Raw genomic sequence first — 26,142 nt, forward strand, 5'->3', positions numbered from 1 at the left:
AATTAGTATCAAAGTGTTTGCCTACTCAATACTTATTTCTCTCTGCTAATCGACAGGCAAACTTACGTATTGCAGGGCTCGTACGCCATCTAAATCCAGGATGGTCTTCAATTCTTGATCAGTCAGCTCTTTGTCCACCGAAACGGCCGTAATCGCATTTTCTCCTTTTTTCGTCCTTCCAAGACTCAGCGAAGCAATATTGATATCCTGATTAGCCAATGCACCACTCACACCTGCAAGCATGCCCGGCTTGTCCACATTTTGATACATAATGATATCGCCCTCTAACTGTAATTCAATTCCAAAGCCGTCAATCTCTACAATACGATAATCATTATCACCAAATACCGTAGCCGACACTTCTTGATACTCAGCACCATCATCCAACGTTATGGTAATCAGGTCGTTAAATGTTTGGGCCTTGCTGGCTGTTGTCTCCCGAATATTAATACCACGCTCATCCGCAAAGTGACGGGCATTGATAAGGTTAACCGCTTCACTTACATGCTGCGACAGAATTCCTTTTAGGATAGAATCCGTCAATACATCGGCAAACTTTGCACAGGTTCCGGTATATCGAAATGAAAACTCGTTAGCATGCTCGGGGGCCAGCTGTATAGCCATACTTCCTAATTTCTCGGCCAGTTTTAAATAAGGCTGAACTTCTTTGTTCGTGGTCAGCGAAATGGATTTACCGTTAAGACTCCCCTTAAAACTCTTCTGCTCTAGCGCATCGGACATTTGCCTGGCAATTTGTACGGCTACTTTCTCCTGGGCTTCTTCCGTAGAAGCTCCCAAGTGTGGCGTGGTTATAATTTGTGGATGATCCAGCAGATCGTACAGTTCATCAGTCGGCGGCTCGCTGGAATAACTGTCCACCGCTACCCCTGCTATATAACCTTCTTCGATAAGGGGAATAAGATCATCTTCTTTAAAGATGCCACCGCGCGCACAGTTGACCAAAAACATTCCCTTTTTCAGCTTATCGGCATTATCCATAGAAATAAGTCCTTTCGTCTTTTCGGTAAGCGGGGTATGGACTGTCAAAAAATCGGCGGTACTTAGTAACTCATCCAGCTCGGTAAGTTCAACCCCTAAGCGTTCGGCTTTTTCGACGGAAGCATAGGGGTCATATGCCTTGACCTCCATGCCAAACTGCTGCATCCGCTTTGTTACTTCACTGCCAATTTTACCAAGCCCTACGATGCCCAGCGTTTTAGTCTGTACTTCGGTTCCCATGTATTTCTTGCGATCCCAGCCCCGGTTTTTCACCTTGTTAACTGATTGCGGAATATTTCGAGCTAGTGCTAAAATCATTCCACATGTATGTTCGGCAGTAGAAATAGTATTACCGTCGGGCGTATTCATTACTAAAATACCGCGGGCGGTTGCTTCTTCAATATCAATATTATCTACACCCACGCCGGCCCGGCCCACTACTTTTAAGTTATCGGCCGCCTGCAGCAAATCGGCATCCACGGTTGTGGCACTGCGAACTACAAGACCATGGTATGATTTGATTTCATCATAAAGTTCCTGCCCGCTAAGATTATGATTGCGATGGACGGTAATGCCGCACTCTTCAAACACCTCTTCGCAGTTTTCGTTTACGTTATCAAGTAAGAGAACATTAAATGACATGGGAAGTTTTATGATTACTTAACGTTGTGTTGGATAATTTTTACTGTTATTTAATTTCTGTAAACTCTCTTATCAGCTCTTTGAGATCTCCAATACCAATGTTCTTCTCTGCCGAACTGATCACAATAGGCACTTCAATATTCATTTCATCCAAAATACGCTCTACCCGTGCTTTGGATTGCTGTCTTTTATTGTGAGAAATTTTATCTCCTTTGGCAAGTACTACTATAAACGGTAACCGGTTAGATGCCAGCCAGTAAAAAAACTGCTCATCCAAATCGCTGGGCTCATGACGAATATCAACGAGATGTAACACGAGCCTGATCGTTGATCGCTGCAGCAGATAATCCCGAATGTCTCGTCCCCATCGCTCTCTTTCTTCTTTGGATACCTTGGCATAGCCAAAACCGGGCAAATCTACCAGGTATAGTTTATCATCAAATAAATAATAATTAATGATCTGTGTCTTTCCGGGTCTGTTACTAGTACGGGCCAATCCATTATGATTCGCCAGCGTATTAATAAGAGAAGATTTACCTACATTTGATCGGCCGGCAAAACAAACTTCCGGGAAGTGTGGATTGGGACAACCTTCCAGTTCGGCCGCACTCGTTATAAACTTAGCTTTCTGAAAATTCATTAAATAATTTCGTTAGCTTCTTTTTCTACCCCAAAATTAACCGGTACGGGATAATCTTCGGTAAAGCAGGCTGTACAATACCCCTTGGGAGATACATTAGCTTCTTTAACGGCATTGACCAACCCATCGGGCGATAAGTAGCAAAGGCTATCCACGCCTATTTCTTCAGCCATATCATCAATATTTCGGTCATAACGATTCGCCATCAGCTCTTCGGGCGTAGGGAAATCCATACCATAATAACAGGGACTAATGATCGGTGGGGAACTCACCAGAAAATGTACTTCGGCGGGATTAGACTTGCGAATCATATCTACCAAGTAACGAGAAGTGGTGCCACGAACAATAGAATCATCCACAATAATAACGGAACGACCTTCAATAACTCCTTGTACTGTATTAAACTTCGTGCGTACTTTTTGTTCGCGCTGTTTTTGTCCCGGAGAAATAAAGGTACGACCTACATAATGATTTCGGATAAGGCCAATTTCAAACTTACACTCGCGACCAAGCTTTTGATTCTCATGTACATAACCCAGTGCTGCCGTATTGCTGGAGTCGGGCACCGAAATTACAATGGGTTTGTGTTTTGTTTCTTTGGTTAGCATCTCATCAATAGGATGCTCTTTAGCCAAATACTTGCCCAAATTACGCCGTACTTTGTCTACATTTTCACCAAAAATCTTACTGTCGGGACGAGAAAAATAGACATATTCAAAAATACACTGGCTGGTGTCGGTACCATGTTCCGGTTCTAAAAAATAAGACTCCGGCTCCGAATCAGCGTCTGATTCCTGATCCATTACCAACACTTCGCCCGGTTCTACATCACGGATGTATTCTGCATCAATAATATCAAAAGCACAGGTTTCACTGGCCACACAATACGAGCCATCCACTTTGCCCAGGGCTAGTGGGCGAAATCCATTGGGATCGCGAACAGCAATCAGCTTATCATCGGTAAGCATAACCAAACTATAGGCCCCTTCCACTTGTTCCAACGCTTCGAGCACCTGCTCAAGCTGAGTATCTTTTTGACTGTGAGATATCAGATGCAGGATAAGCTCGGTATCTGATGTGCTTTGAAATAATACTCCCTCTTCGCGAAAACGATCACGCAGCTGTTTAGCATTCGCTAGGTTACCATTATGACCAATGGCAATATTTCCCTTCCGATAATGAACGCGAAAGGGCTGTATATTGGCGGGGTTTTTGGAAGCCCCTGATGTAGAATATCGGTTATGACCTATTGCAGCACGACCTTTAAGCTCTTCTTTAAAAATATTTTGATCATCAAACACATTAAGCACAAGACCAAAATCGCGGTGGGTGGGCATTATCCATCGTTCTTCTTCTTCATCAAAATAAGAGGTAGTAATGCCCGCTGATTCTTGTCCCCGGTGCTGCAGGGAGTGCAATCCATAATAGGTTAACAGTGCTGCATCGGGATGGTTCTGTATCCCAAAAATACCGCAATAGTCGCGTGGTTTATCGGTCATTAAGCTAATTAATAAGAATTAGTTTCCAATGATTAGAAAGTTAAAAAAAATAGTGCAATATGTGGGGACAAAAAATAATTTATTTTGCGCCATACAACCCAATCCTACAAATCAAGATTCATCTTTTACATTAACATTCAAGTCATTTACATCTATGGCAGTTGATACCTCAGAACTAAATATAAAGCTATTATTCATTAATAGACGACGTGTCTTATCCATAAGACTAGATTTTATATCTGCCAGAAAATATTCCTGTTTATCCACATTAACTTCTATCCAAAAATATACAGTTAATTCAATATAATTGGGAGTAAATCCGGTAGTTTGCACCGTTGGAGCAGGTTTTTGGGCAACCTTGCTATCCGTTTTAAGTTCTTCAAGAATTATACTACAAGCTCTATCAGTATCATCCCGATAATCAATACCTATGGTAAACGAACCACGCCGCATGCCATCTCGAGTATAATTATGTAGTGGTTTTGAAATTAACTGTGAGCTCGGAACAAATACATCACATCCATTACCCGTTCTAATATGAGTATGACGCAACTCAATATTTTGGACACGACCTCTCACACCCTCTGTCTCAATAAGATCACCATTAGTAAACGGTCGGCTAAATGCCATAAAAAAACCGGCTAGAAAATTTTCACCGATATCCCTAAATGCGAAACCTAAAATTACTGCCGTAATACCACCGCTAGCCAAAATACTAGCTGCAATAGTATTTAATCCCAAAATATTAAGAGCTACAATAACGCCAATAATAAATACTATGGCATAAATCAGCTTGCCAAAAAATTCTACGTTTGATGATGAAAAGGGAGTCTGATCTAAAATATTTTGATATAATTTTTTACTCCCTTTGGCCAAGAAATGAAATAGTACAAGCGTAAGCAGAGCAAAAAGTAGCTCAGGCACTTTTTGCAGAAATTGGTCAAAATAGTATTCAAAACGTGCATATAAAATTCCCACAATCTAATCATATTTGTTTAGCAAGACAGAAACTAAGATAACAGATTTGACTATAGAAACTTATTTAAATAAAAAATATGTTTATCACTATTTGAAATATACAATGCTTCTTTCATTTAGATAAATAGCTGAAAGTATTCGGAATATATAGGTCCTTAGAGAAGATGGGACGCGTATTTAAACAAGATTCACAAAATTGATCCAAAGAGGTAATCAATATCAAAATAAAAAAGCCCTTACAATGACGTGCAAGAGCTCAACATTATTTTCTAAACATAGTTGAGCGGGAGACGAGATTTTCCGAATACTCGGAACGCCCTTCACGTTGGTCCCGAACCATCGGGACTCTACCACTGAACTACTCCCATTCGTTTTCCTCAGAATTAATTAACTTTTCAATAAACTCCCTACTTTTCTGCCTCTTAATAAGATTCTCCCACTTAATTGCTTCTGTCTTCGTTTCAAAGCTTTTAACATACTTAACCGTCCATGGTGCACCGGATTTTGTGGAAGGGCTATCACCTTTATTATGTCTTCGCAGACGCTTGTCTATGCCCACCGATGTATAACCACTGTAATACGGATCAATGGATTTGCTATAAATAATGTAGGTGTGGAACATATTCGATATCAAAATAAAAGAGCCCTTGCAATAACGTGCAAGGGCTCAGCATTTCGGACGTGCTCAACATAACTCTCTGAACATAGTTGAGCGGGAGACGAGATTCGAACCCGCGACCTTCACGTTGGCAACGTGATGCTCTACCACTGAGCTACTCCCGCTTGAAATCGAAGCTAAATATAAGGGTTACTCATCCTTTATTTCAACTTAAATATTATTTTTTAAAAGACACTTTAAACAAATTCTAACAAGAACTTGTACTAACTAATAAATTAATACTGATCTACCACTCTTTAGTAAGCAATTACTCTTCTAAAAGCTATCCATTTAAGATCTAAAGAATAATCGTTTCACTGCGCTTAGGACCTTTAGAAAGAATCGTCAGATCCAATTCGAGATAGTCTTGTATAAACTGAAGATAATCTTTAGCGTTCGCCGGCAGTTCATCATAACTGCTGCAGTCCTCCAAGGATTGCTGCCATCCGGGCATGGTCGTAAATTTAGGTTCGATAGCATTTACGTCAGACAGATCAATGGGAAATACATCCACACGTTCGCCGTCAATCTCATACTCGGTGCAAAGTTTAATCTCTTCAAAATCATCAAGGATATCCAGCTTTGTGATGGTCAGCTCGTTAATACCGTTAACACGGGCCGCATATTTTAAGGCTACCAAGTCAATCCAGCCACAGCGGCGCGGACGGCCAGTCGTGGCGCCAAATTCTTGTCCTTCAGTACGCAGCTTTTCTCCAACTTCTGCATCCAGTTCAGTAGTAAACGGGCCATGTCCTACACGTGTACAATAGGCTTTGGATATTCCCATCACCTTATCGATAGCAGTAGGAGGAATGGCCGAGCCAGTGCATGCTCCACCCGCGGTGGGACACGAGGAGGTTACATACGGATAGGTGCCATGATCAAGATCCAGCATACTACCCTGAGCACCTTCCAAAAGGATATCGCGATCAGCCGAAATAGCCTCATGCAACAACGCACTTGTATTTGTAATATATGGGCGAAGTGCTTTGGCCGCTTCCTTTAACTCGCTGATAATTGGCTCTGCATCCAGCGGTTCGTGTTCATAAATATGCTTGAGCTTTTTGTTAACCCCTGCAATATTAGCTTTTACTTTTTTCTGTAATTTTCTTGGATGCAAAAGGTCGGCCATCCGTATACCAGCCCGCGAAACCTTACTTTCATACGCCGGACCTATACCGCGACCGGTCGTTCCTATGGCATCATCGCCGCGGTGTTCTTCTTTAACTTTGTCCAGTAATTGGTGGTAGGGAAGAATAACGTGGGCTGCACTGCTTATTTTTAATCGGTCTTCAAGATTAGCTCCCAACGCCTGTACTTCCTGTATTTCTTCAATCAGCGCATGGGGATCCACAACAACGCCATTTCCTATTATACAGGTAGCATTCCCGTTAAACATACCAGAAGGGATAAGATGCAGTACAACCTTTTTGTCATCGAACTTGAGGGTATGCCCTGCATTTGCTCCCCCTTGATACCGAACAACAAAATCTGCGTCTTTACTAAGCAGATCTACAATTTTACCTTTCCCTTCATCACCCCATTGAGCACCTACAACAACACGTACAGCCATAGTAAAAATTAGACACAAAAAAGGAGTACCATCACCCCTTTCCCATTGTTATTAGTTCTAGTTGATTATTACTCTTCTTCTGAGCTGGAAAATGATTCTACTGCTTCTTCCAGCGACTCGAAATGATCAAATACCGTAACTAACTTAGTTACTACCAGCAAGCTTTCAATTTTATCAGTAGGATTAGCAATTCGCAAGTCACCGCCGGCTTTGCGCATAGTCGTAAGTCCGCCAATAAGCATACCAAGGCCGGAAGAGTTCATAAACTTTACTTTCCCTACATCCGCAACAACATTGGTCTTGCCGTCATCAATGAGTTCGTGGAGCTTCTCATTTAGCTTAACAGCGTCGGGACCACCCATGACATTGCCCTTAAATTGGATAACAACACAATTGTAACGTTCTGATACATTGAAGTTCATACTTGAATCCCCTTTATTATTTGGAATTAAAAATTAAACAGAAGCTTTTTAGCAACATCTTGATGCTAATTTCTGCCCTGAACTTTTACTACGATTACAACCCAAAGTTGTTACAATAACTAAAAAATATTGTACAACAGAATAAAATTATTGACTGCCCGATATTACGAAGCTTCCTTTCTCCATCTTCGGAGCTCTACAACCATAGCACTCGCTACAAATAACGAACTATATGTTCCAATAATTACGCCCAACATCAGCGCAAAAGAAAATCCCTTGAGTACTTCACCGCCAAAAATAAACAGCACAGTTACCACAAACAAGGTTGTCACCGATGTAATGACGGTCCGGCTAAGCGTATCATTTAAGCTTTTGTTTATCATTTCGTCATAATCCATCGTTTTGTAGAGCAAACTGTTTTCCCGGATGCGGTCAAAAACTACCACGGTGTCATTCAGAGAATAACCCACAATAGTCAAAAAGGCTGCAATAATCGACTGGTCAATCTGCATGCTAAAGGGAGCAATTTCACCAAAGATCGTAAATACTCCAACGACGATTAGTACATCATGAAACAAAGCGGCCACCGCCCCCGCTGAGAACGTCCAGTTTTTGAATCGAATAAATATGTATATAAAGATGACAATAAGTGCAAAGATAATAGCATTGAGGGCACCTCGTTTGAGATCTTCAGCAAAACGGGCTCCTACAATATCGGTTTTAATGACATTAGCCTGATTACCTTCAAAGCTCTGCTCCACGGCACCTAAAATAGCATTCTGTACAGTCGTGATATCGCGTTCATCATCGGTACGGATAAGGATATCACGGGGAGATCCAAACCGCTTTACCACAGGCGTACTGCCCAGCGATTCTGTAAGAGCTGAACGTAATTCAACAACTTCTATCGGTTCGTCAAATTCAAGGGTGAATTCTTTACCTCCCTTAAAGTCGATGCCATACTGTAGACCTTTGGTAAAAATTCCGATGATTGCCGCTAGCAACAAAATGCCGGAAATGACATAGCCAATCTTATGGGCCTTAATAAAGTTAAAATCTGGTGTTTCGAACCATCTCATAATATCTGAACCTTAATTCTTAATATTGAATTTTCTTTGTATTAACCGAAGCTAATGTCTTTGGATTTTTCGCGCGTCAGGTAATCGACAACTACCCTAGTAATCACAATAGCACTGAAGAGTGAAGCCACAATACCGGCCATCAATGTTACTGCAAATCCTTTAATAGGACCTACCCCAAAACTGTAAAGGATGATACCCACGAAAAAAGTGGTAATATTGGCATCCATAATCGCACTCATGGCATTTGAATATCCACCATCGATAGCCGCATTCAGGGTTTTTCCGGTACGCCTTTCCTCCCTGATGCGGTCAAAAATGAGTACGTTAGCGTCAACAGCCATACCAATGGTTAGCACAATACCGGCAATGCCCGGCAAAGTAAGCGTAGCTTTAAAAGCCGCCAAAATTCCTAGAATAAAGATGATATTCAGCAACAGTGCCAAGTCGGCAATGGCTCCACCGGAATGGTAATAGGCAATCATAAACATAGCGACGATAACTAAGCCGATGAGTGTTGAATAAAAACCGGCCTGAATAGATTCTTGTCCCAGCGTGGCACCAACCGTACGCTCTTCAATAATTTCGAGGGGAGCTGGCAGTGCACCCGAAAGCAAAATATTAACTAAGTCTTGTGCTTCGGTAACACTTCCCAATCCTGAAATTGAGGATCGGCCATCAGATATTTTTGTTTCTACGTTGGGATAGGAGTACACATAACCATCAAGCACAATGGCAATGGGCTTCCCGATATTAGCACCGGTAATACGTGCCCAGCGTCGTGCTCCTTCGGCATTCATATTCATGGATACCCGCGGCTGATTGGTTTCCCGCCGGAAGTTTACGCTTGCCTCAGAAATTACATCACCCGTCATTTCAACTTCGGAACGTACAGCAATAATTTCATACAGCTCCTGCCCGTTTTCAGCAGTTTGAAAAGGAGTTGCGCCCCACATAAGCTCGATATTCCGAGGGACAAATTCCTGAACTTTAGGATCCTGCAATAATTCATTAACACGACCCGTATCTCGTGCAGTAGCATAACCAATGGAATAAGGATTGCGTCCCCGGGGATTCAATACCTCTAATAAGGGATTTTGTCCTGAGCTTTGTTGAACAGTATCAGTCGTATCAGATTGTGCCTGCTGGTTATAGTAACTGACAATACTTTCTCTGGTAGACTGAATCTGATCAGGTTGGCCAACCAATCGAAATTCCAAACGGGCCGTTCCCTTTAACAGGCCACGAACTCGTTCCTTATTGGCTACACCGGGCAGCTCAACAACCACTCTGCTATTACCCTGCTTGAAAATAGCAGGCTCAGTTACACCGTATCGGTCCACACGCGAACGGATAATGTCCATTGCACGATCTACTGCAGAGTCACGCTGTTTCTTTAGATAGCTTGCAATTTCTTGGTTTGATGATCGCCGCGTTATATTCTCGGTTTCTGAACGATAATACCGACTCAAACGACCGTCGGGATAACGCTGCTCAAAAATCTGTACCATCTCATCAATAAAATCGGTATCATTTTGTAGTGATTGTTCTTTGGCTGCATCAATAACCTTATTGAGTGTAGAGTCTGCATCCTGACCGGCCAGTTCACTCATCAGCTTAGCAGTACCAAGCTCCATCGTAACGTGCATACCACCCTGCAAGTCAAGCCCCAGTGAAAGAGAATTCTGGCGCAAATTTTGAAGACGCTGCGCGTTTTCATCTTTATACTCTACGCGTTCCGCCTCTGGTAATCCTTCGATATAATTTTGCTCGAGCATATTTGCCATTGTCGGCCACAAATACCATACTGAAATGGCCAAAAAAGCAACAATAAAACCTATCTTTGTTCCATTACCTTGCATAATAAGTCAGTTAATGATTGTTAAAATTGAATTTCATACGTCGCAAAAGAGAAAGTAAAAAGAAGAGCAAATCAAAATTACGGAGCCCCAATCGCTATGCTATTTGCCATGGGCGTCAGTGATTGCTCATGGTCAGAATAAGTATTAATAAACGATCCCACAGCGGGTTGAAAAAATACTGCCCGTCGGGCTATAAAAGAATCGACATGTGATAACGAAAGATGCTCTTTGCCCGAAAATAGCGACTTGGGAAATGGTGATGTAGAAACCGCCGACATCCCATTTCCTGTTTGAAAATAATTCCACTCAATAAGCAATAATTGATATACCTTATCAGAAGCTGCCGACCTTAAGAAGGAAAATGCGAAAGCCTTATTATTTTGCCGTACAATCTGTGAAGCTTCTTCAATAACCTTATCGATATGCCGTTCTGACTTCCGCAGATTATTGAGCTCCTTCTCCAGCTTGATATTATCACCTGACTTAGCCTTGGTTCGCAGCCAATCGGCAAAAGCAGTAGACGTATCAGCAGCTTGTGCTGGCTGTAGAATGGAGAAACCAAAACCTACTCCCACAAACAGGATAATAACCAATCGAATAATATGTAATCGCAGTCGATTCATCAGTGGCAGAAAATAGGGAGAAACAAAGAGTGGAACAAACAGTTTTTAGTGAACAGCCCTATCCGTCTTTAATCATACTGCCAATTAAGGCGTAGTAAATCGTTACTCCGCAAATACTTCCTGCTCTCCTTCGCGGGCAAATTCTTCTTTGAGATATTGCCCGGTATAACTTTCATCCATCTGTGCCACCTCTTCAGGTGTTCCTTCAGCAATAATTTGCCCACCGTCGCGACCGCCCTCGGGGCCCAGATCAATAATCCAGTCAGAGGCTTTGATCAAATCCAGGTTATGCTCGATAACAATTACGGTATTCCCCTTATCCACCAGTTGTTGACAAACATCCACCAGCAAGCGTACATCCTGGAAGTGCAATCCCGTCGTGGGCTCATCCAGAATATAGAGCGTATCTCCGGTACCTACTTTGGATAATTCTCTTGCCAGCTTGATACGCTGTGCCTCACCCCCGGATAGCGTAGTACTGGGCTGCCCAAGCCTTAGATAACCAAGTCCCACATCTACCAGCGTACCCAAAATACGATTAATGGCCGGCACGGAATCAAAAAACTCATGCGCCTCTGAAACAGACATGTTAAGTACATCCGAAATATTCTTGCCTTTATAATAAATTTCGAGCGTTTCGCGGTTATAGCGCGCGCCATTACAAGTTTCGCAATCCACATAGACATCAGGCAAGAAATTCATCTCAATTTTGCGTACACCATCACCGTTGCATTCCTCACAACGGCCGCCTTTTACATTAAATGAAAATCGTCCCTGATCATATCCACGGATCTTAGACTCGGGCAACTCGGCAAAAAGCTTACGGATATGGTCAAACACCTTAGTGTAGGTCCCGGGATTTGAGCGAGGCGTTCGTCCGATGGGACTTTGATCTACCGATATAATTTTATCCAGATTGTCAATTCCCTGCACCTGATCATACGGCAGCGGCACCGATTTTGAATTATAGAATTCCGATGACAAAATAGGCTCAAGCGTCTGATTAATAAGGGAGCTCTTACCACTGCCACTTACACCGGTCACACAAATAAATTTGCCCAATGGAATATCCACACTCACCTTTTTGAGGTTATGTCCCCGTGCCTTTTGCAGCCGCACCGTCTTCCCATTACCCTCGCGGCGCTCATCGGGATAGGGTACAACTTCTTCATCTTTCAAGAATTTGGCTGTCATTGATTCAGGATCCAAATCCTCGGGGCGTCCTTCGGTGACAATTTCACCGCCGTGTTCGCCGGCACCCGGACCCAGATCAAGTACATAGTCCGCTTCCTCGATGGTTTCACGGTCGTGCTCAACCACAATTACACTGTTGCCCAAATCACGAAGGGTCTTAAGCGACTTAATCAGCTTAATATTGTCTCGCTGATGCAAACCGATGCTGGGCTCATCCAAAATATACAGTACCCCTACCAGCTGTGTACCAATTTGCGTGGCCAAACGAATGCGCTGCGCTTCTCCACCACTAAGTGTTTGTGCTTCGCGGTTAAGCGTTAGGTAATTGAGTCCCACATTGAGCAGAAAGTCAACGCGGTCCCGTACTTCCTTAAGTACCTGGGTGCCAATTTTCTGTTGGCGCTCGGTCAGATCTAAGTTATTGATGGCATCGCGCAGCTCGGCAATATCCATATTCACCAGCTCGTCGATGGTATATCCATCAATACGATATGAAAGTGCTTCTTTGTTCAGCCGGCCACCCCCACATGCGGGGCAATCGATCTTGGCCATATATGATTTGGCCTTGTCACGCTTTTTGTTGGATTTGCTTTCCTCATACTGCTCGCGAATCTTATTCCGTAGTCCCTTATAGGAATGTTTATACGTTACATCATCATTACGGAAGTTATAGCTTACATCATACTGCCGGTCACCACCGCCCTCAAACAGCAAGTCAAGCTGCTCATCAGAAAAATCTTTTATAGGCGTCTCAAAATCCAAGTCCACTGTGTCCAGAACAGCCTTAAGCTGCTTAAAAGCAAAAATATCCCGAGGCTCACCCAGAAAACGAATAGCACCTTCTTCTATAGTCTGTTCCGGGTTGGGGATTACCAAATCCCGATCTACATCGTGAGTATAGCCGAGACCGTCGCACTTGGGACAAGCACCATAAGGAGAGTTAAATGAAAAAATATTGGGAGCCGGATCTTCGTAGGCCAGTCCACTTTCGGGATCAAATAAATTCTGGGAATACAGATGATCCTTAAATTCGACGTCTCCGTCCTCTTCGGTTGGTACCGATAAAATCACATTTCCTTCAGCCATCTCAAGTGCCAATCGTACGCTCTCAGCAATACGTTTTTCGCTCTTCTCAGTAATTACAAAACGGTCAACAACAACCTCAATATCGTGCTTCTTATAACGATCCACTTTCATATCTTCTTCGATATCCATCAGCTCACCATCCACACGAACCTGTACAAACCCCTGCTTCATTGTCTGTTCAAACAGCTCCCGGTAATGTCCCTTTCGTCCCCGTACCACTGGTGCCAGACAATAGGCTTTAGTACCTTCGGGCATATCCATTATTGTAGATACAACCTGATCGGCCGTCTGCTTTTCCATCTTATTTCCTGATTTCCACGAATATGGCACACCTATTCGTGCATAAAGCAGTCGCAGGAAATCGTAGATTTCGGTCACCGTACCTACTGTTGACCGTGGATTGCGATTGGTCGTCTTTTGATCAATAGAAATAACTGGTGAAAGACCATCAATAAAATCGACATCGGGACGCTCCATCATCCCCATAAACTGCCGGGCATAGGCCGAAAGCGATTCTAAAAAGCGGCGCTGCCCCTCAGCATAGATTGTGTCAAAGGCCAGCGACGATTTGCCGGATCCCGATATGCCGGTGACTACCACCAGTTCTTCTCGAGGTATGTTAACATCTATATTTTGAAGATTATGTTCGCGTGCTCCACGAATAACTATATTTTCTCGCAAGGGTACTCCAAATTTTTTGTATTGAATAAACTGTAAAAGATACGGAATTATCGTATCTTATGAAGCTTAAAATTTCTTTGAATTTCGTTCTCCTTATCAGCTTTTATTAACTTCAAAACAACGGTTTTAATTCACGCTGTATGCAGCAACGATCTATCGATCTGGCTCAATTATTTTCCTATTCTTTTCAGCAGTTTAAAAAGTATGCCATTTTCATTGTGGGGGCTACGCTAACTCTGCTGGTGGTAGGTGGACTGCCGCAAACTTACTTTATGCTCAATGCTCCTCAAAATCCCACGATTAAAACGCAGTTCTTCTCTTTTGTAATTACACTAATTCAAGCGTTCTTAAGCCTTGGTTTTACCAAACTTATGCTCCTTTTAGTACAGGATAAACCGGCATCCACTACTGATATGTTTAATAATTTCAGGCCATTTATCAGTTATTTTGTCGGTAGCTTTCTTTATGGTATTGCCACGGTTCTGGGCTTGTTACTATTTATTGTGCCCGGCATCTTTATAATGATACGGTTCCAATTTTATCCCTATATCATACTTGAAGAAAATGATATCACAGCGTTTTCTGCATTGAAGAAAAGCTATATGCTTACCGAAGGGCTTTCACTGGAACTCTTTCTATTGGGCGTTTCCATTTTTGCTCTTAACATCGCAGGAATACTGCTGTTCGGCATAGGTATTTTATTTTCCTATCCTTTAACGGCAATGGCTACTGCTGTTGTCTATAAAAGCTTTTCCGAGGAAGAAGGGTCAATCCCCATAGACCAATACCAACCTAACAGCTGAAACACTTCCATTACATCTAGATAGAAACCAATACATCCTGAGAGTAAATCAACATATTAAATACCGAATACTATATGAGACAACACGTTACAAAGCTTTTTTCTGTTTTAATAATTTGTGTTTTAGTTACATTCTGTAAATCGATTGAACCGTCTTCATCTGGTGAAAAGGCCTTATATCCTTTTGTCAAAGATGAACAGGTAGGCTTTTTGGATGATCAGCTTAATACTGAAATTACTGCTCAATTCAAATTTCTCGATGGCAAAGTTTGGCCTTATACTTTTTCTGAAGGGTTGGCAGCTGTTAATTTTTTTGGAAGAGTCGGCTATGTTAATGAAGATGGTAAAATAAAAATTGACCCCAAATTCGATTATGCCGCACCATTCCGTAATGGGTTAGCCCTAGTCCGCAACAATGGACAATATGGCTTCATCAACCAGTCAGGTGACTATGTGATCAAACCCCAGTTCTGGATGGCAAAATCATTTCATGACGGCAGAGCTGCCGTGCAAAAACAAAAAGGCGGCAAATGGGGATACATCAACCGTGACGGTGAATATATTATCCCTCTCACGTTAAATGGAGCTAAAAATTTTAGCAACGGATATGCTGCTGTACAAACGCCCGAGCATAATGAATGGGGGTATATTGACACTAACGGCAACACTATTATTGAGCCCAAATATCGCAAATCGAAATCCTTTGCCGAGGGATTGTCACCCGTACTGCTCGACTTTAAGCAATGGGGATATATTAACGAAAACGGAGCCATAATTTTAGAGGCTCAGTTTTTAGAAGCTGCTCCTTTTTCGGAAGACAAAGCAGCTGTAGCAATGCCAATGGATAAAAACGATCTCCAGAAAAAGAAGTTCGGATATATCAACAAGCGCGGTTCATTTATTATTAAACCTCAATTTGATAAAGCATATTCCTTTAAAAATGGACGAGCCCGTGTAAAGATGGATGGCAAATTCGGATACATAGATACCGAAGGCAACCTTATTGCCAATGCAATCTACGACCAAGCATGGGATTTTGACGGGAAATTCGCACTCGTGAAGCTAGACAACAAGTTCGGATATATTAATAAACAGGGCATCTTTGTGTTGGAACCCATCAGCTAATTATTTTGCAGGTTAACATTTACTAATATCTTGCCCTACTTATTGCCCCTATGCACATATTTCGGTATTCTTAGAATTCAGTTGAATAAATATCAGAAGACATAAATTATAATGTTTCCCAAAAAATCCGCAGCTCCAAAAGTCACTAATCCCAAAAATTGGTCTCCTCAGTCCTGGCAGGACTACCCTGTTAAACAACTGCCTACTTATCCTGATGAGGAAGAGCTGCAGCAAGCATATCAGCAACTGCAGAACAATCCTCCGCTTACAACCTCCTGGGAAGTCGAAGCACTAAAATCGAAACTCGCTGATGTGGCTGCGGGCAAAGGGTTTTTGCTGCAAGGTGGTGACTGTGCTGAAAGTTTTGCGGATTGTAAATCCGATAAAATTGTAAATCTGCTCAAGGTATTAATGCAGATGAGTTTTATTCTGATCCACGAGATGGAAACATCCGTGGTACGGCTGGGACGTATTGCCGGTCAGTACGCCAAGCCACGATCGCGGGATTACGAAATTGTTGATGGAGAAAAAATCCCCAACTACCGCGGAGACCTCATCAACAGCATCGAGCAAAATCTAGAAGATCGCATTCCGGATCCTCACCGGCTGCTCGAAGGATATAATAAAGCATCACTTACGCTTAACTTTTTGCGAGCTCTTTCTAACGAAGGATTTGCAGACCTACATCATCCTGAATACTGGGAGCTCGATTTTATGAAACAAAACGAGTATTACAAAGACTATGAAACAATGGTGAACTCCATACAAAAGGCCGTAAATTTTATGGAGACCATCACCCCTAATCAGTTTAACACGCTGCAGAAGATAGATGTTTATACCTCTCATGAGGCACTCAATCTTTGGTACGACTCGGCTCAAACACAGCAGGTGCCACGTCAGCCAGGCTGGTATAATCTTAGTGCTCACCTCGTTTGGCTTGGCAACAGAACGCGTGACCTGGATGGTGCTCACGTAGAATATTTGCGTGGCATTCGTAATCCGATCGGTATTAAGATTGGACCTAATTACGATATGGATCATACACTAAAGCTCATTGAACGCTTAAATCCTATACATGAGCAAGGTAAAATTGTGCTGATTACCCGTTTCGGAAAGGATGAAGTTGAAGACGGGCTTCCCGATCTTATCAAAAAGGTGAAGCACGAAGGCATGCCGGTTGTCTGGAGCTGTGACCCCATGCATGGCAACACTTTCGCTACGGATGATAATATCAAAACCAGAAATTTTGATTCTATTATTTCTGAAATGCGCAAGACTTTTGCCATCCACCGCAGTCAGGGTAGCTACCTCGGCGGCGTACACCTTGAGCTTACCGGCGACAATGTTACAGAGTGCGTGGGCGGTGCTAAAGGATTGCACGAGGGCGAACTACACAAAAGTTATGAGACCTACTGCGATCCTCGGCTCAATTATCAACAAAGCCTGGAAACGGCCTTCTTGATTGCGAAGGAGTGGAACGAAAGTTATGGCTAATATCGGTTAGCAAAGATCAGAAGTCTGAATCTTGTTAATGAACCTACAGCAACTAATACAACTACATACTGCTACTGTTCGCTGTTTAATGGCCTGTTCTGCCACAAATACAGATCCTTCTGACTGCTTGGCGAAACAGCAATGACATTTTTTTCACTTCTCGGTCCTAACTCTGAAAAAAACACAGATTATATTGGCTTAATGTCATAAAAACAGCCTTAAAATCCTCTTGGCATGGGTGTTGCTCCTATAAAAGTGAGTTTATGAAAGCAAACAACATCCAATAAAAAATTATGAGGTAGTTATTATGACTTTGATGAAGTATAATCGACCAAACAAAGATGTCGCTAGTAAACGATTTTCCGATATCATGGACGAGTTCTTTAACGATGCCTTAAGTGCGCGTCGTGACAACTTCGTTCCCAGTATCGACATTTCTGAAACCGAGGATCAGTTTCTTATTTCTGCTGAACTGCCGGGCATGAAAAAAGAGGACATCACTATTAGTCTTGAAAATGGCCGACTTAGCATCAGCGGTGAACGTAATATTAAAAGCGAAGAAAACGGCAAGAAGTACCACCGCGTAGAAACAAGTTATGGCTCATTTGAACGTTCTTTCCAACTGCCCGACAACGTGGATGAGGAAAGTATTTCAGCAAGCTATGAAAATGGACTACTGGATATTTCCATCCAGAAGAATGAGCAGGAAGTGAAGAAACAGATCGAAATCAGCTAACAATGCTGATATTGTGTTTTCAATATTGCGGGAGCTGCCTTACCGCGGCTCCCGCTTTTTTTATTTCACCGTACAATAAACATACCCTCGAAGCTGTTTATTGATCTGTCGGAAATAAAAAGTATTCTCATTTAAAAATTTAAACCGAGTACATTATGAAAAAGTATCGTTCATCGTATCTACTATTGGCATTAGCAGCTGTATTTATTGTTGGATTTTATTCTGTTGATTTCCAATCGAAGAACGCATCAGTGATATCTCTCCCTGATTTTTCTTCGAACACTGATATCCAAAAATCCGAACAGAAATCGACCCCTACACTCAGTGAATTTAATGATGCCATTGTTGATGTGGCTGAAAAAGCAAAATCAACCGTGGTTACGGTAACCGTTACCCAAACAGTTGAGGCTCGTCAAAATCCACTGGCTCGCTTTTTCGGAAATCCCAGAGATCAGCAGCCCGAAGAGTTTCAGCGGCAGGGTCTCGGCTCGGGCGTTATTGTCTCAAAGGATGGATACATCCTTACCAACAATCATGTTATAGAAAAGGCTGATGAAGTAGAAGTACAGCTTTATAATGACAAGCAATATGAAGCTGAAGTTATTGGCACTGATCCGCGTACTGATATTGCAGTACTTAAAATTGACGCCGACAAACTTGATGTTATAAAGCTGGGCAAAAATGCAAAAACCCGCGTGGGAGAAATGGTTTTGGCCATTGGAAGCCCCCTGCAGCCCGGCTTGGCACATTCGGTATCTATGGGAATCATCTCTGCTAAAGATCGCTCAATAGGTATCCTCGAAAAGCAAGGCGGATATGAAAACTTTCTCCAAACGGATGCTGCTATTAATCCCGGTAACTCAGGCGGAGCCCTCATTAATATGGACGGCGAACTCATTGGTATTAACTCTGCTATCGCCTCACGCTCGGGCGGCAGCGATGGCATCGGTTTTGCAGTACCGATTGATATTGCCAAACGCGTAATGAAATCAATTATCAAAAATGGGCGTGTAGTACGTGCTTATCTTGGTATTGCGGGACAGGATATTACCCCTACTCTGGCAAAAGCATTGGAGTTGGATAGCAACAGGGGGATCGTCGTCAATCAAGTAAGTGAAGACACTCCTGCAGAAGAAGCCGGACTTCAAGAAGGCGATGTCATTCAAAAACTAAATGGAAAAGAGATATTAAATTACGGAAACTTCCGTACAAACATTGCTACTTCAAGTCCCGGTGATGAGATTCAGTTACATATTTTACGGGATGGCCAAATGAAAAAAGTATCTATTACCCTTGGCGAGCTACCCAATGAATTAGCGATGGATCAACAGACCACTCCAGATAAAACAATGAAAAAACAACTGGGCTTTCGCGTACAGGATCTGACGCCCAAAATTGCACAACAGCTTAACTTGAATCGAGGTCAGGAAGGTGTAGTTGTAGCTCAAATTTCGCAACAAAGTGAAGCCTACCGGCAGGGCCTTCGCCAAGGACATGTTATTACCAGCGTTGGGAATCAATCTATTGCAGATGTCTCAGACTTTAATGATGCCATCAATAACCTGATAGAACAAGAAAAGGATGTCGTTTTACTTCGCGTCCTCGCTGGAGAAAATAGCCGATTAGTTGCCTTTGAATTATGAGATAGATAATCACCATAGCTAATTTAAGGAGGCTCTTCCACTTGGGAGGGCCTTTTTTTATGACAAGCTGACGAATTTATTTGACAAATCGTTAGCTTTAATTGCTGTGGCACTTTATTTGCTTAGATAATAGTGTAAGCAATCAAACAATTTTAAAAGGCACTTTTTTGCCATATGGAATACAAAAACTATTACGACATACTCGGAGTTGGAAAAAATGCTTCTCAGGATGAGATAAAGAAGGCCTATCGCAAAAAGGCGGCCAAATATCATCCTGATAAAAACCCGGATGATCCCTCTGCAGAAGAAAAATTTAAAGAGGTAGGTGAAGCCTACGAAGTATTAAAAGATCCTGAAAAACGAGAGTTGTATAATAAGGTTGGTAAAGACTGGAAAAAATATCAGCGGGCCGGCGGCAACGCCCAAGATTTTAACTGGTCAGACTATACCCAACAAGGGCAAAGTCGTGGCCGGCGACAGCAACGTCAAACCAATTTTGACATCAATGACCTTTTTAACGGTGGAGCACAACAAGGACGTGCCCGTACCGGACAAGGCGGATCTTTTTCCAGCTTTTTTGAAACTATTTTTGGCGGCGGCGGTGGGGGCAACCCGTTTGAACAGGCACGAGGACAACGAACCCGCACTCAGCAACGAAGAACACAAAATAAAAATACGAAGAAAAATATTACGGCAAATGTCACCATTTCGCTGCAAGAGGCCTACAACGGAACTTCCCGAACAGTTCGAATCGGCAACGAAAAAATGAAGGTAGAAATTCCGGCCGGGATCCGTGACGGACAGAAGCTAAAACTCAAGGGAAAAGGATCAACAAAAGTTCGTGGCGGCCAACGCGGTGACTTAGTTCTAAAAGTCAACATCGATATGCCGGAAGGGTATAAACGTAAAGGGAAAAACTTGTATTACGATCATCCCGTAGATTTATATACGGCCGTGCTCGGCGGTAAAACGATCGTGAATACATTGGGTGGTAAAGCAAAGATTACAATTCCCGCCGGTACTTCAGGAGGCAGTACCTTTCGACTCAATGGCATGGGCATGCCTGCATTTAAAAATAGTTCAACAAAAGGAGACTTTTTTGCTCGCATCCAAATTCAGGTACCCGAGACACTTTCTGATGAAGAAAAAGAGTTGTTTAAGAAGCTATCAGATTTGGAATCAAAATAACTCGATATAGCGCCAACGGTTATCAATAGAGCAAGTACTTGAAAAAGTCTGTTTATAATATCAGGCTTCTTCAACTAGTTTCCTATCACAAGACAATTCACAAATTCCCTATTAATTTTTATTCTTGTTTCGGTAATCTCGGATATTAACATAGAGCGATCCGGCTATTGCCAATGCAAAGAATATGACAGTTCCAGTATCCACTACAGCCGCACTAACATCTATTCCCGTCAGTTGTTCAATTAAAAATTTAATATAAGAGTTGGGCATCTCTGTATATCCTAATTTGCGGCGCACCATCCAGTGCCAGTCGGTGCACGGGCAGTAGCCAAGTCCATACCAGATGCCCAACCCCAGCCACGAAAAACCTGTAAACAACAGCGTAGCCAGATTCCACCGCCGGCTTGCCTTCCAAAGCCATCCAAACAGATTAAACAGGATCAGTACTGTATGGAAGATAATAAATGTGATATCGAACAATACATACATCCCTGAGCTATTCTATGTTAAGAAGGCTTTTATTAACTACATCTCCTGATTAAAAAACAGGATTCATTGCGCTCAAACCGACATTATGTTGAACGTAGTTCCCACTTACATTTAATATGGATCATAGACAACGATAGAATGCCAGTATTTTAAAACTCTCAACAAATCTTAAAAGTATTTATCTTTTTGTTAAAAAGTAGGGATATTTCCCTTTGTTAAACAATCTTATTCGAAACAGATTCTATTATGTACATTCTCGCTCTGTTATCATTATTACTAATTACACCTGCAAATCATACGGGAAATGAAAAAGTTTGGGGCAAAAACGGACACCGGATTGTCGGCGAAATTGCAGCTGATTATCTAACTCCTGAAGCCCGTAAAGCTGTTGATCGTATTATTGGTCCCACTTCAATGGCTATTGCCAGCACCTGGATGGATCGTATCAAATCAGATCCGGCTTATGATTATACGCACAGCTGGCACTGGGTAACTATTCCTGATGGAATGACCTATAAAGAGACAAAGAAAAACCCTGATGGTGACTTGGTTAATGCACTGCGAACAATCATCAAGAAACTGAAAAGCGGCAACCTTTCTGCGGATGAAGAAGCAAAAAAACTAAAAATGCTTATTCATCTGGTTGGAGATATCCACCAGCCGCTGCATGTGGGCAACGGCAAGGATCGCGGCGGTAATGATACCAAGGTAGAATGGTTCTATGAAGAGTCAAACCTGCACCGCGTATGGGACAGTGAAATGATTGATGATCGTCAGCTCAGCTTTACTGAGTTTACGGCAGCCATTAATCATCCTACAGAAACACAAATTACCAAATGGCAAGAGTCATCAGTTGTTGACTGGGCCCATGAATCAATGAAATATCGCGACCAAGTGTATGATCTGCCCGACAATCATGAAATTGGATATAAATACCAGTATAAAAATCGGCATCTGTTAAATAAGCAACTGCTCAAAGGCGGCGTCCGACTAGCCGGTTTGCTTAATGAAATTTATAGCAAATAGCTTCCATTGAAAACGTCCACGCTTGAAATTAAACCAAGTGATTACCTTAGACGCTGATCCAGCTATTAGCCAAATACTTCTTCCATTACATCTTCGTGGACCGCAATATCACCCTCGCTCCAAAGCACAAAGCGAATAAGCGAAACGTATTCCAACCCATTCATTTTTTCTTGGACTGTCTGAAAAGCAACACGGGCAGCATCTTTCATCGGATAACCAAAAGCACCCGTCGAAATAGATGGGAAAGCAATCCGCTCGATTTGATGATCTTCGGCAAGATCCAGTGCATTGGAATAACAGTTAGCGAGTAATTTATCCTCCGGCTTGTCTTCCCCATAAACAGGACCCAGACAATGGATAATATATTCATTCGGCAAATTGTGCCCACCTGAAATAACAGCTTCGCCCGGCTCTATTGGAGCCATAGATCGTGTTTCTTCCGTAAGTTCTGGTCCCGCCGCACGATGAATGGCTCCCGCTACTCCACCGCCAATTCGCAGCTCCGCATTAGCAGCATTTACAACGGCAGCAATCTCCGGCTGATTAGCAATATCTCCCCGCTTTAACTCAATTGTTATACCTGATTGTTTTGTTTCTCTCATAGTTTTTTCGATCTGTTTCTATTTACTAGTTAAAAACACAAAATGCATGATTCAAATTCAACAAACACTCTAATTACACAACTTACTGACAATCGACTGTCAAACAGACTCGATCTTAATTCTAAATGACAGTTTTCCTACCATAATTACAGTTCTCGGACAAAAGCATCATATTCAAGAGCAATAACACTGAAATTTAGACACCTTTTTCTGTTCGGTACGGTATTAGCTTTTATAATAATGAAATAAACAAAAAGAAATTTCCATCTAAGTATTGACTTATTATGAATTTAGATAAACTGACCCTAAAAGCACAGGAGGCTGTACAATCAGCGGTAGATCTGGCCTCCAGCAACAACAATCAGGCTGTTAGTCCCACACACTTACTGATGGCTTTCCTCTCTGATTCCGAGAACGTCATCAACACAATATTAAATAAACTCGGTGTGCGGACCCCGCAACTGAAAACTGAACTTGAGCATCGTATCGACAAACTGCCCGTGGTAAAAGGAGCTTCAGTTTCGGGACAGTATCTGTCAAATGATTCAAAAGAAGTTTTTGACAACGCTCAACAGTCAGCTGACAATCTTGGCGATGAGTATATCAGTTCAGAACATGTACTTATCGGGATGTTGGAATCCAAAAGCGCAGCCGGCAGCCTGTTACAAGAAAATGGAGTTAAAAAGAACGATGTGCTTAAAGTACTTGAAGATGTCCGTGGGTCTCAAAAAGTAGATGACCCCAATGCAGAAAGTCGATATAACGCCCTCAAAAAATATGGGCGTGATCTGAACGAACAGGCTGAAAAAAACAAGCTTGATCCGGTAATCGGACGTGACCAAGAAATTCGCCGTATCATGCAGATTCTATCGCGGCGTACGAAGAATAATCCCGTTTTGATCGGAGAAGCAGGAGTTGGTAAAACAGCCATTGCAGAAGGGCTGGCCCTACGCATCAACAAAGGCGACGTGCCCGAAAGCCTTAAAAGTAAACGTATTGTAGCTCTTGATATGGGTGCCCTGATGGCCGGAACCAAGTTCCGCGGTGAGTTTGAAGAACGGCTCAAAGCCATCGTCAATGAGGTGCAGGAATCTGAAGGCGAAATTATCCTGTTTATTGATGAAATTCACACCCTTGTAGGCGCCGGTGCTACTGAGGGAGCTATGGATGCAGCCAACATCCTGAAACCTTCGCTCGCTCGCGGTGAGCTTCATGCCATCGGTGCCACAACGCTGGATGAATACCGTAAGCATATCGAGAAAGACCGTGCATTAGAGCGACGAATGCAGAAAATATTGATCAATGAACCCTCGGTTGAAGATACGGTTTCTATATTACGTGGTTTGCAAGAGCGATATGAGCTCCATCACGGAGTTGAAATTCGGGATGAAGCACTGGTTGCTGCAGCCGAACTCTCACATCGATACATCAGTGAGCGATTCCTCCCGGATAAAGCGATTGACCTCATTGATGAAGCCGCTTCGCGACTGCGCCTGGAAATTGATTCTATGCCCGAAGAGCTGGATCAGGTTGAACGACAAATTCGTCAGCTCGAAATTGAACGCGAGGGACTTAAGCGAGACCAGAACGAAGAGAAAATTAAAAATATCGAAAAAGAGCTCGCTGATCTTGAAGAAAAACGATCAACTATGCGTAACCAGTGGGATACCGAACGGGATCTCATTAAGAAAACGCGCGACCTCAAAAAAGCTGTTGAAACCACCCGCAATGAGGCTGAAAAAGCCGAGCGCGAAGGCAAATATGAGAAGGTCGCCGAGTTGCGCTATGGCACCATCAATCAGCTTGAAAACGATCTGGAAGAAACCCAGGAAAAGCTGGAAGAAGTTCAGGAAGGCCGCGCCATGTTAAAAGAGGAAGTCGAATATGAAGATATTGCTGATATCGTCTCGCGGTGGACCGGCATTCCTGTACGCAAGATGCTGCAAAGCGAACGTGAAAAACTGGTCCATCTTGAGGAGGAGCTGCACAAACGTGTGGTAGGACAGGATCCTGCTGTGGAAACAGTATCAAATGCGGTACGTCGTTCACGCGCCGGACTGCAGGATGCTCAGCGGCCCATTGGCTCGTTCTTTTTCCTCGGGTCTACGGGAGTCGGAAAGACCGAACTTGCCCGATCACTGGCTAATTTCCTCTTTAATGACGAGGATGCCATGGTTCGCATTGACATGAGTGAATACATGGAGCGCCACAGCGTGAGTCGACTTGTTGGGGCCCCTCCCGGCTATGTGGGCCATGATGAAGGCGGACAACTGACTGAAGCGGTACGTCGCAAACCATACTCAGTTATCTTGTTGGATGAGATCGAAAAGGCACATCCCGATGTATTCAACATGCTGCTACAGGTTCTCGATGAGGGTCGTCTGACTGATAACAAAGGCGTTACTGTCGATTTTACTAACACTATTATTATCATGACCAGTAACATCGGCTCACATCTTATTTCAGATAAAATTGAAGAAACCGGCGGCGAATTTACTGATGAAGTGTACAGCAAACTGCAAGATAAGCTGATGGACCAGCTCAAAAAACAAATTCGTCCCGAGTTCTTAAACCGTGTGGATGATGTAATTGTATTCCATCCGCTAGAGCAAGAACACATCCGCGAAATTGTGGATATCCAACTTCGACGCGTACACAAAATGCTGGACAAGAAAGACATGAAGCTGTCGGTATCTGATAACGTCAAAGACTGGCTGGCTGAACGCGGTTACGATCCCGTCTATGGTGCACGTCCGCTCAAGCGACTTATCCAGACGAAGATCATTGATCAGCTGGCTACAAAGCTACTCAAGCACGAAGAAGAAGGCGAAATAAGCTTTGAGGCTACAATCAGTGAAGACGGCGAAAGTATTGAATTTGCCGAGGCGTATGAGGATGCTGAGGCAGTAGTAGATTAAATTAGTGGTAATATCCAGTTAGTAGTTGGGCAGTAAGCGGTTCCGTTTGGGCTGCCGGCTACTACTGGCATATTGCCTATTCTATCTACTGTCATTACCCGTGGTGTTAATATGTTGGAGGTGTTCATCATTTCCGATCGAAACGATGGAATCAGATTGGGTGATCCATTTACTAATTATTAG

The 26,142-nt window shown here is 42.8% G+C and carries 21 protein-coding genes and 1 tRNA gene; 8 read left to right on the forward strand and 14 right to left on the reverse strand.

The window, feature by feature from the left end; genetic code table 11:
* Positions 1–45: 45 nt before the first annotated feature.
* From serA to uvrA, 12 genes are all read right to left on the reverse strand, one after another.
* On the reverse strand, positions 46–1,641 hold the full coding sequence (gene serA / locus LX73_RS11555) for a phosphoglycerate dehydrogenase (RefSeq protein ID WP_148899663.1): 1,596 nt from the start codon (positions 1,639–1,641) through the stop codon (positions 46–48).
* A 46-nt stretch (positions 1,642–1,687) separates the two neighbouring features.
* A complete protein-coding gene (gene yihA / locus LX73_RS11560; protein WP_148899664.1) occupies positions 1,688–2,281 on the reverse strand; it encodes a ribosome biogenesis GTP-binding protein YihA/YsxC in 594 nt (197 codons plus the stop codon).
* Entirely contained in the window at positions 2,281–3,780 is a 1,500-nt protein-coding gene (purF, locus tag LX73_RS11565) for an amidophosphoribosyltransferase (protein ID WP_148899665.1), read from the reverse strand. The genes yihA and purF overlap by 1 nt, the downstream gene beginning before the upstream one ends.
* 111 nt (positions 3,781–3,891) lie before the next feature.
* The gene (locus LX73_RS11570; RefSeq protein WP_211359425.1) at positions 3,892–4,704 is read right to left on the reverse strand and encodes a mechanosensitive ion channel family protein; all 813 of its coding nucleotides are present in this window, start codon (positions 4,702–4,704) and stop codon (positions 3,892–3,894) included.
* Between the two features lie 412 nt (positions 4,705–5,116).
* Positions 5,117–5,380 (reverse strand): GIY-YIG nuclease family protein, encoded by a 264-nt coding sequence (locus LX73_RS13225; protein ID WP_148899667.1) that lies wholly within the window; start codon positions 5,378–5,380, stop codon positions 5,117–5,119.
* Between the two features lie 89 nt (positions 5,381–5,469).
* Positions 5,470–5,541, reverse strand: a tRNA-Gly gene (locus LX73_RS11580).
* A gap of 173 nt (positions 5,542–5,714) precedes the next feature.
* Positions 5,715–6,989 (reverse strand): adenylosuccinate synthase, encoded by a 1,275-nt coding sequence (locus LX73_RS11585; protein ID WP_148899668.1) that lies wholly within the window; start codon positions 6,987–6,989, stop codon positions 5,715–5,717.
* A gap of 68 nt (positions 6,990–7,057) precedes the next feature.
* Complete coding sequence (locus tag LX73_RS11590; RefSeq protein WP_148899669.1) at positions 7,058–7,411, reverse strand: STAS domain-containing protein; 354 nt, start codon at positions 7,409–7,411, stop codon at positions 7,058–7,060.
* Positions 7,412–7,575: 164 nt separating this feature from the next.
* Positions 7,576–8,490 (reverse strand): protein translocase subunit SecF, encoded by a 915-nt coding sequence (gene secF / locus LX73_RS11595; protein ID WP_148899670.1) that lies wholly within the window; start codon positions 8,488–8,490, stop codon positions 7,576–7,578.
* 41 nt (positions 8,491–8,531) lie between these two features.
* The gene (secD, locus tag LX73_RS11600; RefSeq protein WP_148899671.1) at positions 8,532–10,352 is read right to left on the reverse strand and encodes a protein translocase subunit SecD; all 1,821 of its coding nucleotides are present in this window, start codon (positions 10,350–10,352) and stop codon (positions 8,532–8,534) included.
* 77 nt (positions 10,353–10,429) lie between these two features.
* Positions 10,430–10,975, reverse strand: a complete 546-nt coding sequence (locus LX73_RS11605) for a hypothetical protein (protein ID WP_148899672.1) — start codon at positions 10,973–10,975, stop codon at positions 10,430–10,432.
* 102 nt (positions 10,976–11,077) lie between these two features.
* On the reverse strand, positions 11,078–13,936 hold the full coding sequence (gene uvrA / locus LX73_RS11610) for an excinuclease ABC subunit UvrA (RefSeq protein WP_148899673.1): 2,859 nt from the start codon (positions 13,934–13,936) through the stop codon (positions 11,078–11,080).
* 140 nt (positions 13,937–14,076) lie between these two features.
* On the opposite strand from uvrA, the gene LX73_RS11615 reads away from it, so the two are divergent.
* From LX73_RS11615 to LX73_RS11640, 6 genes are all read left to right on the forward strand, one after another.
* A complete protein-coding gene (locus LX73_RS11615; protein ID WP_148899674.1) occupies positions 14,077–14,739 on the forward strand; it encodes a DUF975 family protein in 663 nt (220 codons plus the stop codon).
* 74 nt (positions 14,740–14,813) lie between these two features.
* Entirely contained in the window at positions 14,814–15,863 is a 1,050-nt protein-coding gene (locus LX73_RS11620; protein WP_148899675.1) for a WG repeat-containing protein, read from the forward strand.
* 111 nt (positions 15,864–15,974) lie between these two features.
* Entirely contained in the window at positions 15,975–17,357 is a 1,383-nt protein-coding gene (locus tag LX73_RS11625; RefSeq protein WP_148899676.1) for a 3-deoxy-7-phosphoheptulonate synthase class II, read from the forward strand.
* 307 nt (positions 17,358–17,664) lie between these two features.
* Positions 17,665–18,093 carry an Hsp20/alpha crystallin family protein gene (locus LX73_RS11630; protein ID WP_148899677.1) on the forward strand — a complete coding sequence of 143 codons (429 nt, stop codon included), beginning with the start codon at positions 17,665–17,667 and terminating at the stop codon, positions 18,091–18,093.
* A 155-nt stretch (positions 18,094–18,248) separates the two neighbouring features.
* Positions 18,249–19,736 (forward strand): Do family serine endopeptidase, encoded by a 1,488-nt coding sequence (locus tag LX73_RS11635; RefSeq protein ID WP_148899678.1) that lies wholly within the window; start codon positions 18,249–18,251, stop codon positions 19,734–19,736.
* Positions 19,737–19,910: 174 nt separating this feature from the next.
* The gene (locus LX73_RS11640; RefSeq protein WP_148899679.1) at positions 19,911–20,924 is read left to right on the forward strand and encodes a DnaJ C-terminal domain-containing protein; all 1,014 of its coding nucleotides are present in this window, start codon (positions 19,911–19,913) and stop codon (positions 20,922–20,924) included.
* Positions 20,925–21,035: 111 nt separating this feature from the next.
* Here LX73_RS11640 and LX73_RS11645 read toward each other — a convergent pair whose 3' ends face one another.
* Entirely contained in the window at positions 21,036–21,413 is a 378-nt protein-coding gene (locus LX73_RS11645; protein ID WP_148899680.1) for a DUF2784 domain-containing protein, read from the reverse strand.
* A 246-nt stretch (positions 21,414–21,659) separates the two neighbouring features.
* Here LX73_RS11645 and LX73_RS11650 point away from each other — a divergent pair, with 246 nt between their 5' ends.
* On the forward strand, positions 21,660–22,439 hold the full coding sequence (locus tag LX73_RS11650; RefSeq protein ID WP_148899681.1) for a S1/P1 nuclease: 780 nt from the start codon (positions 21,660–21,662) through the stop codon (positions 22,437–22,439).
* A 65-nt stretch (positions 22,440–22,504) separates the two neighbouring features.
* Here LX73_RS11650 and LX73_RS11655 read toward each other — a convergent pair whose 3' ends face one another.
* Positions 22,505–23,041: a macro domain-containing protein gene (locus LX73_RS11655; RefSeq protein ID WP_148899682.1), complete on the reverse strand. Its 537-nt coding sequence runs from the start codon at positions 23,039–23,041 to the stop codon at positions 22,505–22,507.
* Between the two features lie 284 nt (positions 23,042–23,325).
* Between LX73_RS11655 and clpB the strand changes: the two genes are divergently transcribed.
* Positions 23,326–25,959: an ATP-dependent chaperone ClpB gene (gene clpB, locus LX73_RS11660; RefSeq protein WP_148899683.1), complete on the forward strand. Its 2,634-nt coding sequence runs from the start codon at positions 23,326–23,328 to the stop codon at positions 25,957–25,959.
* The last annotated feature ends 183 nt before the right edge of the window (positions 25,960–26,142 follow it).

Source organism: Fodinibius salinus, assembly GCF_008124865.1.
GTDB lineage: Bacteria > Bacteroidota > Rhodothermia > Balneolales > Balneolaceae > Fodinibius > Fodinibius salinus.

Bases quoted from the DNA above. Each gene is read 5' to 3' on its own strand.
- serA (WP_148899663.1), bottom strand. From the start codon at position 1,641: ATGTCATTTAATGTTCTCTTACTTGATAACGTAAACGAAAACTGCGAA.
- yihA (WP_148899664.1), bottom strand. From the start codon at position 2,281: ATGAATTTTCAGAAAGCTAAGTTTATAACGAGTGCGGCCGAACTGGAA.
- purF (WP_148899665.1), bottom strand. From the start codon at position 3,780: ATGACCGATAAACCACGCGACTATTGCGGTATTTTTGGGATACAGAAC.
- LX73_RS13225 (WP_148899667.1), bottom strand. From the start codon at position 5,380: ATGTTCCACACCTACATTATTTATAGCAAATCCATTGATCCGTATTAC.
- LX73_RS11585 (WP_148899668.1), bottom strand. From the start codon at position 6,989: ATGGCTGTACGTGTTGTTGTAGGTGCTCAATGGGGTGATGAAGGGAAA.
- LX73_RS11590 (WP_148899669.1), bottom strand. From the start codon at position 7,411: ATGAACTTCAATGTATCAGAACGTTACAATTGTGTTGTTATCCAATTT.
- secF (WP_148899670.1), bottom strand. From the start codon at position 8,490: ATGAGATGGTTCGAAACACCAGATTTTAACTTTATTAAGGCCCATAAG.
- secD (WP_148899671.1), bottom strand. From the start codon at position 10,352: ATGCAAGGTAATGGAACAAAGATAGGTTTTATTGTTGCTTTTTTGGCC.
- LX73_RS11605 (WP_148899672.1), bottom strand. From the start codon at position 10,975: ATGAATCGACTGCGATTACATATTATTCGATTGGTTATTATCCTGTTT.
- LX73_RS11615 (WP_148899674.1), top strand. From the start codon at position 14,077: ATGCAGCAACGATCTATCGATCTGGCTCAATTATTTTCCTATTCTTTT.
- LX73_RS11620 (WP_148899675.1), top strand. From the start codon at position 14,814: ATGAGACAACACGTTACAAAGCTTTTTTCTGTTTTAATAATTTGTGTT.
- LX73_RS11625 (WP_148899676.1), top strand. From the start codon at position 15,975: ATGTTTCCCAAAAAATCCGCAGCTCCAAAAGTCACTAATCCCAAAAAT.
- LX73_RS11630 (WP_148899677.1), top strand. From the start codon at position 17,665: ATGACTTTGATGAAGTATAATCGACCAAACAAAGATGTCGCTAGTAAA.
- LX73_RS11635 (WP_148899678.1), top strand. From the start codon at position 18,249: ATGAAAAAGTATCGTTCATCGTATCTACTATTGGCATTAGCAGCTGTA.
- LX73_RS11640 (WP_148899679.1), top strand. From the start codon at position 19,911: ATGGAATACAAAAACTATTACGACATACTCGGAGTTGGAAAAAATGCT.
- LX73_RS11645 (WP_148899680.1), bottom strand. From the start codon at position 21,413: ATGTATGTATTGTTCGATATCACATTTATTATCTTCCATACAGTACTG.
- LX73_RS11650 (WP_148899681.1), top strand. From the start codon at position 21,660: ATGTACATTCTCGCTCTGTTATCATTATTACTAATTACACCTGCAAAT.
- LX73_RS11655 (WP_148899682.1), bottom strand. From the start codon at position 23,041: ATGAGAGAAACAAAACAATCAGGTATAACAATTGAGTTAAAGCGGGGA.
- clpB (WP_148899683.1), top strand. From the start codon at position 23,326: ATGAATTTAGATAAACTGACCCTAAAAGCACAGGAGGCTGTACAATCA.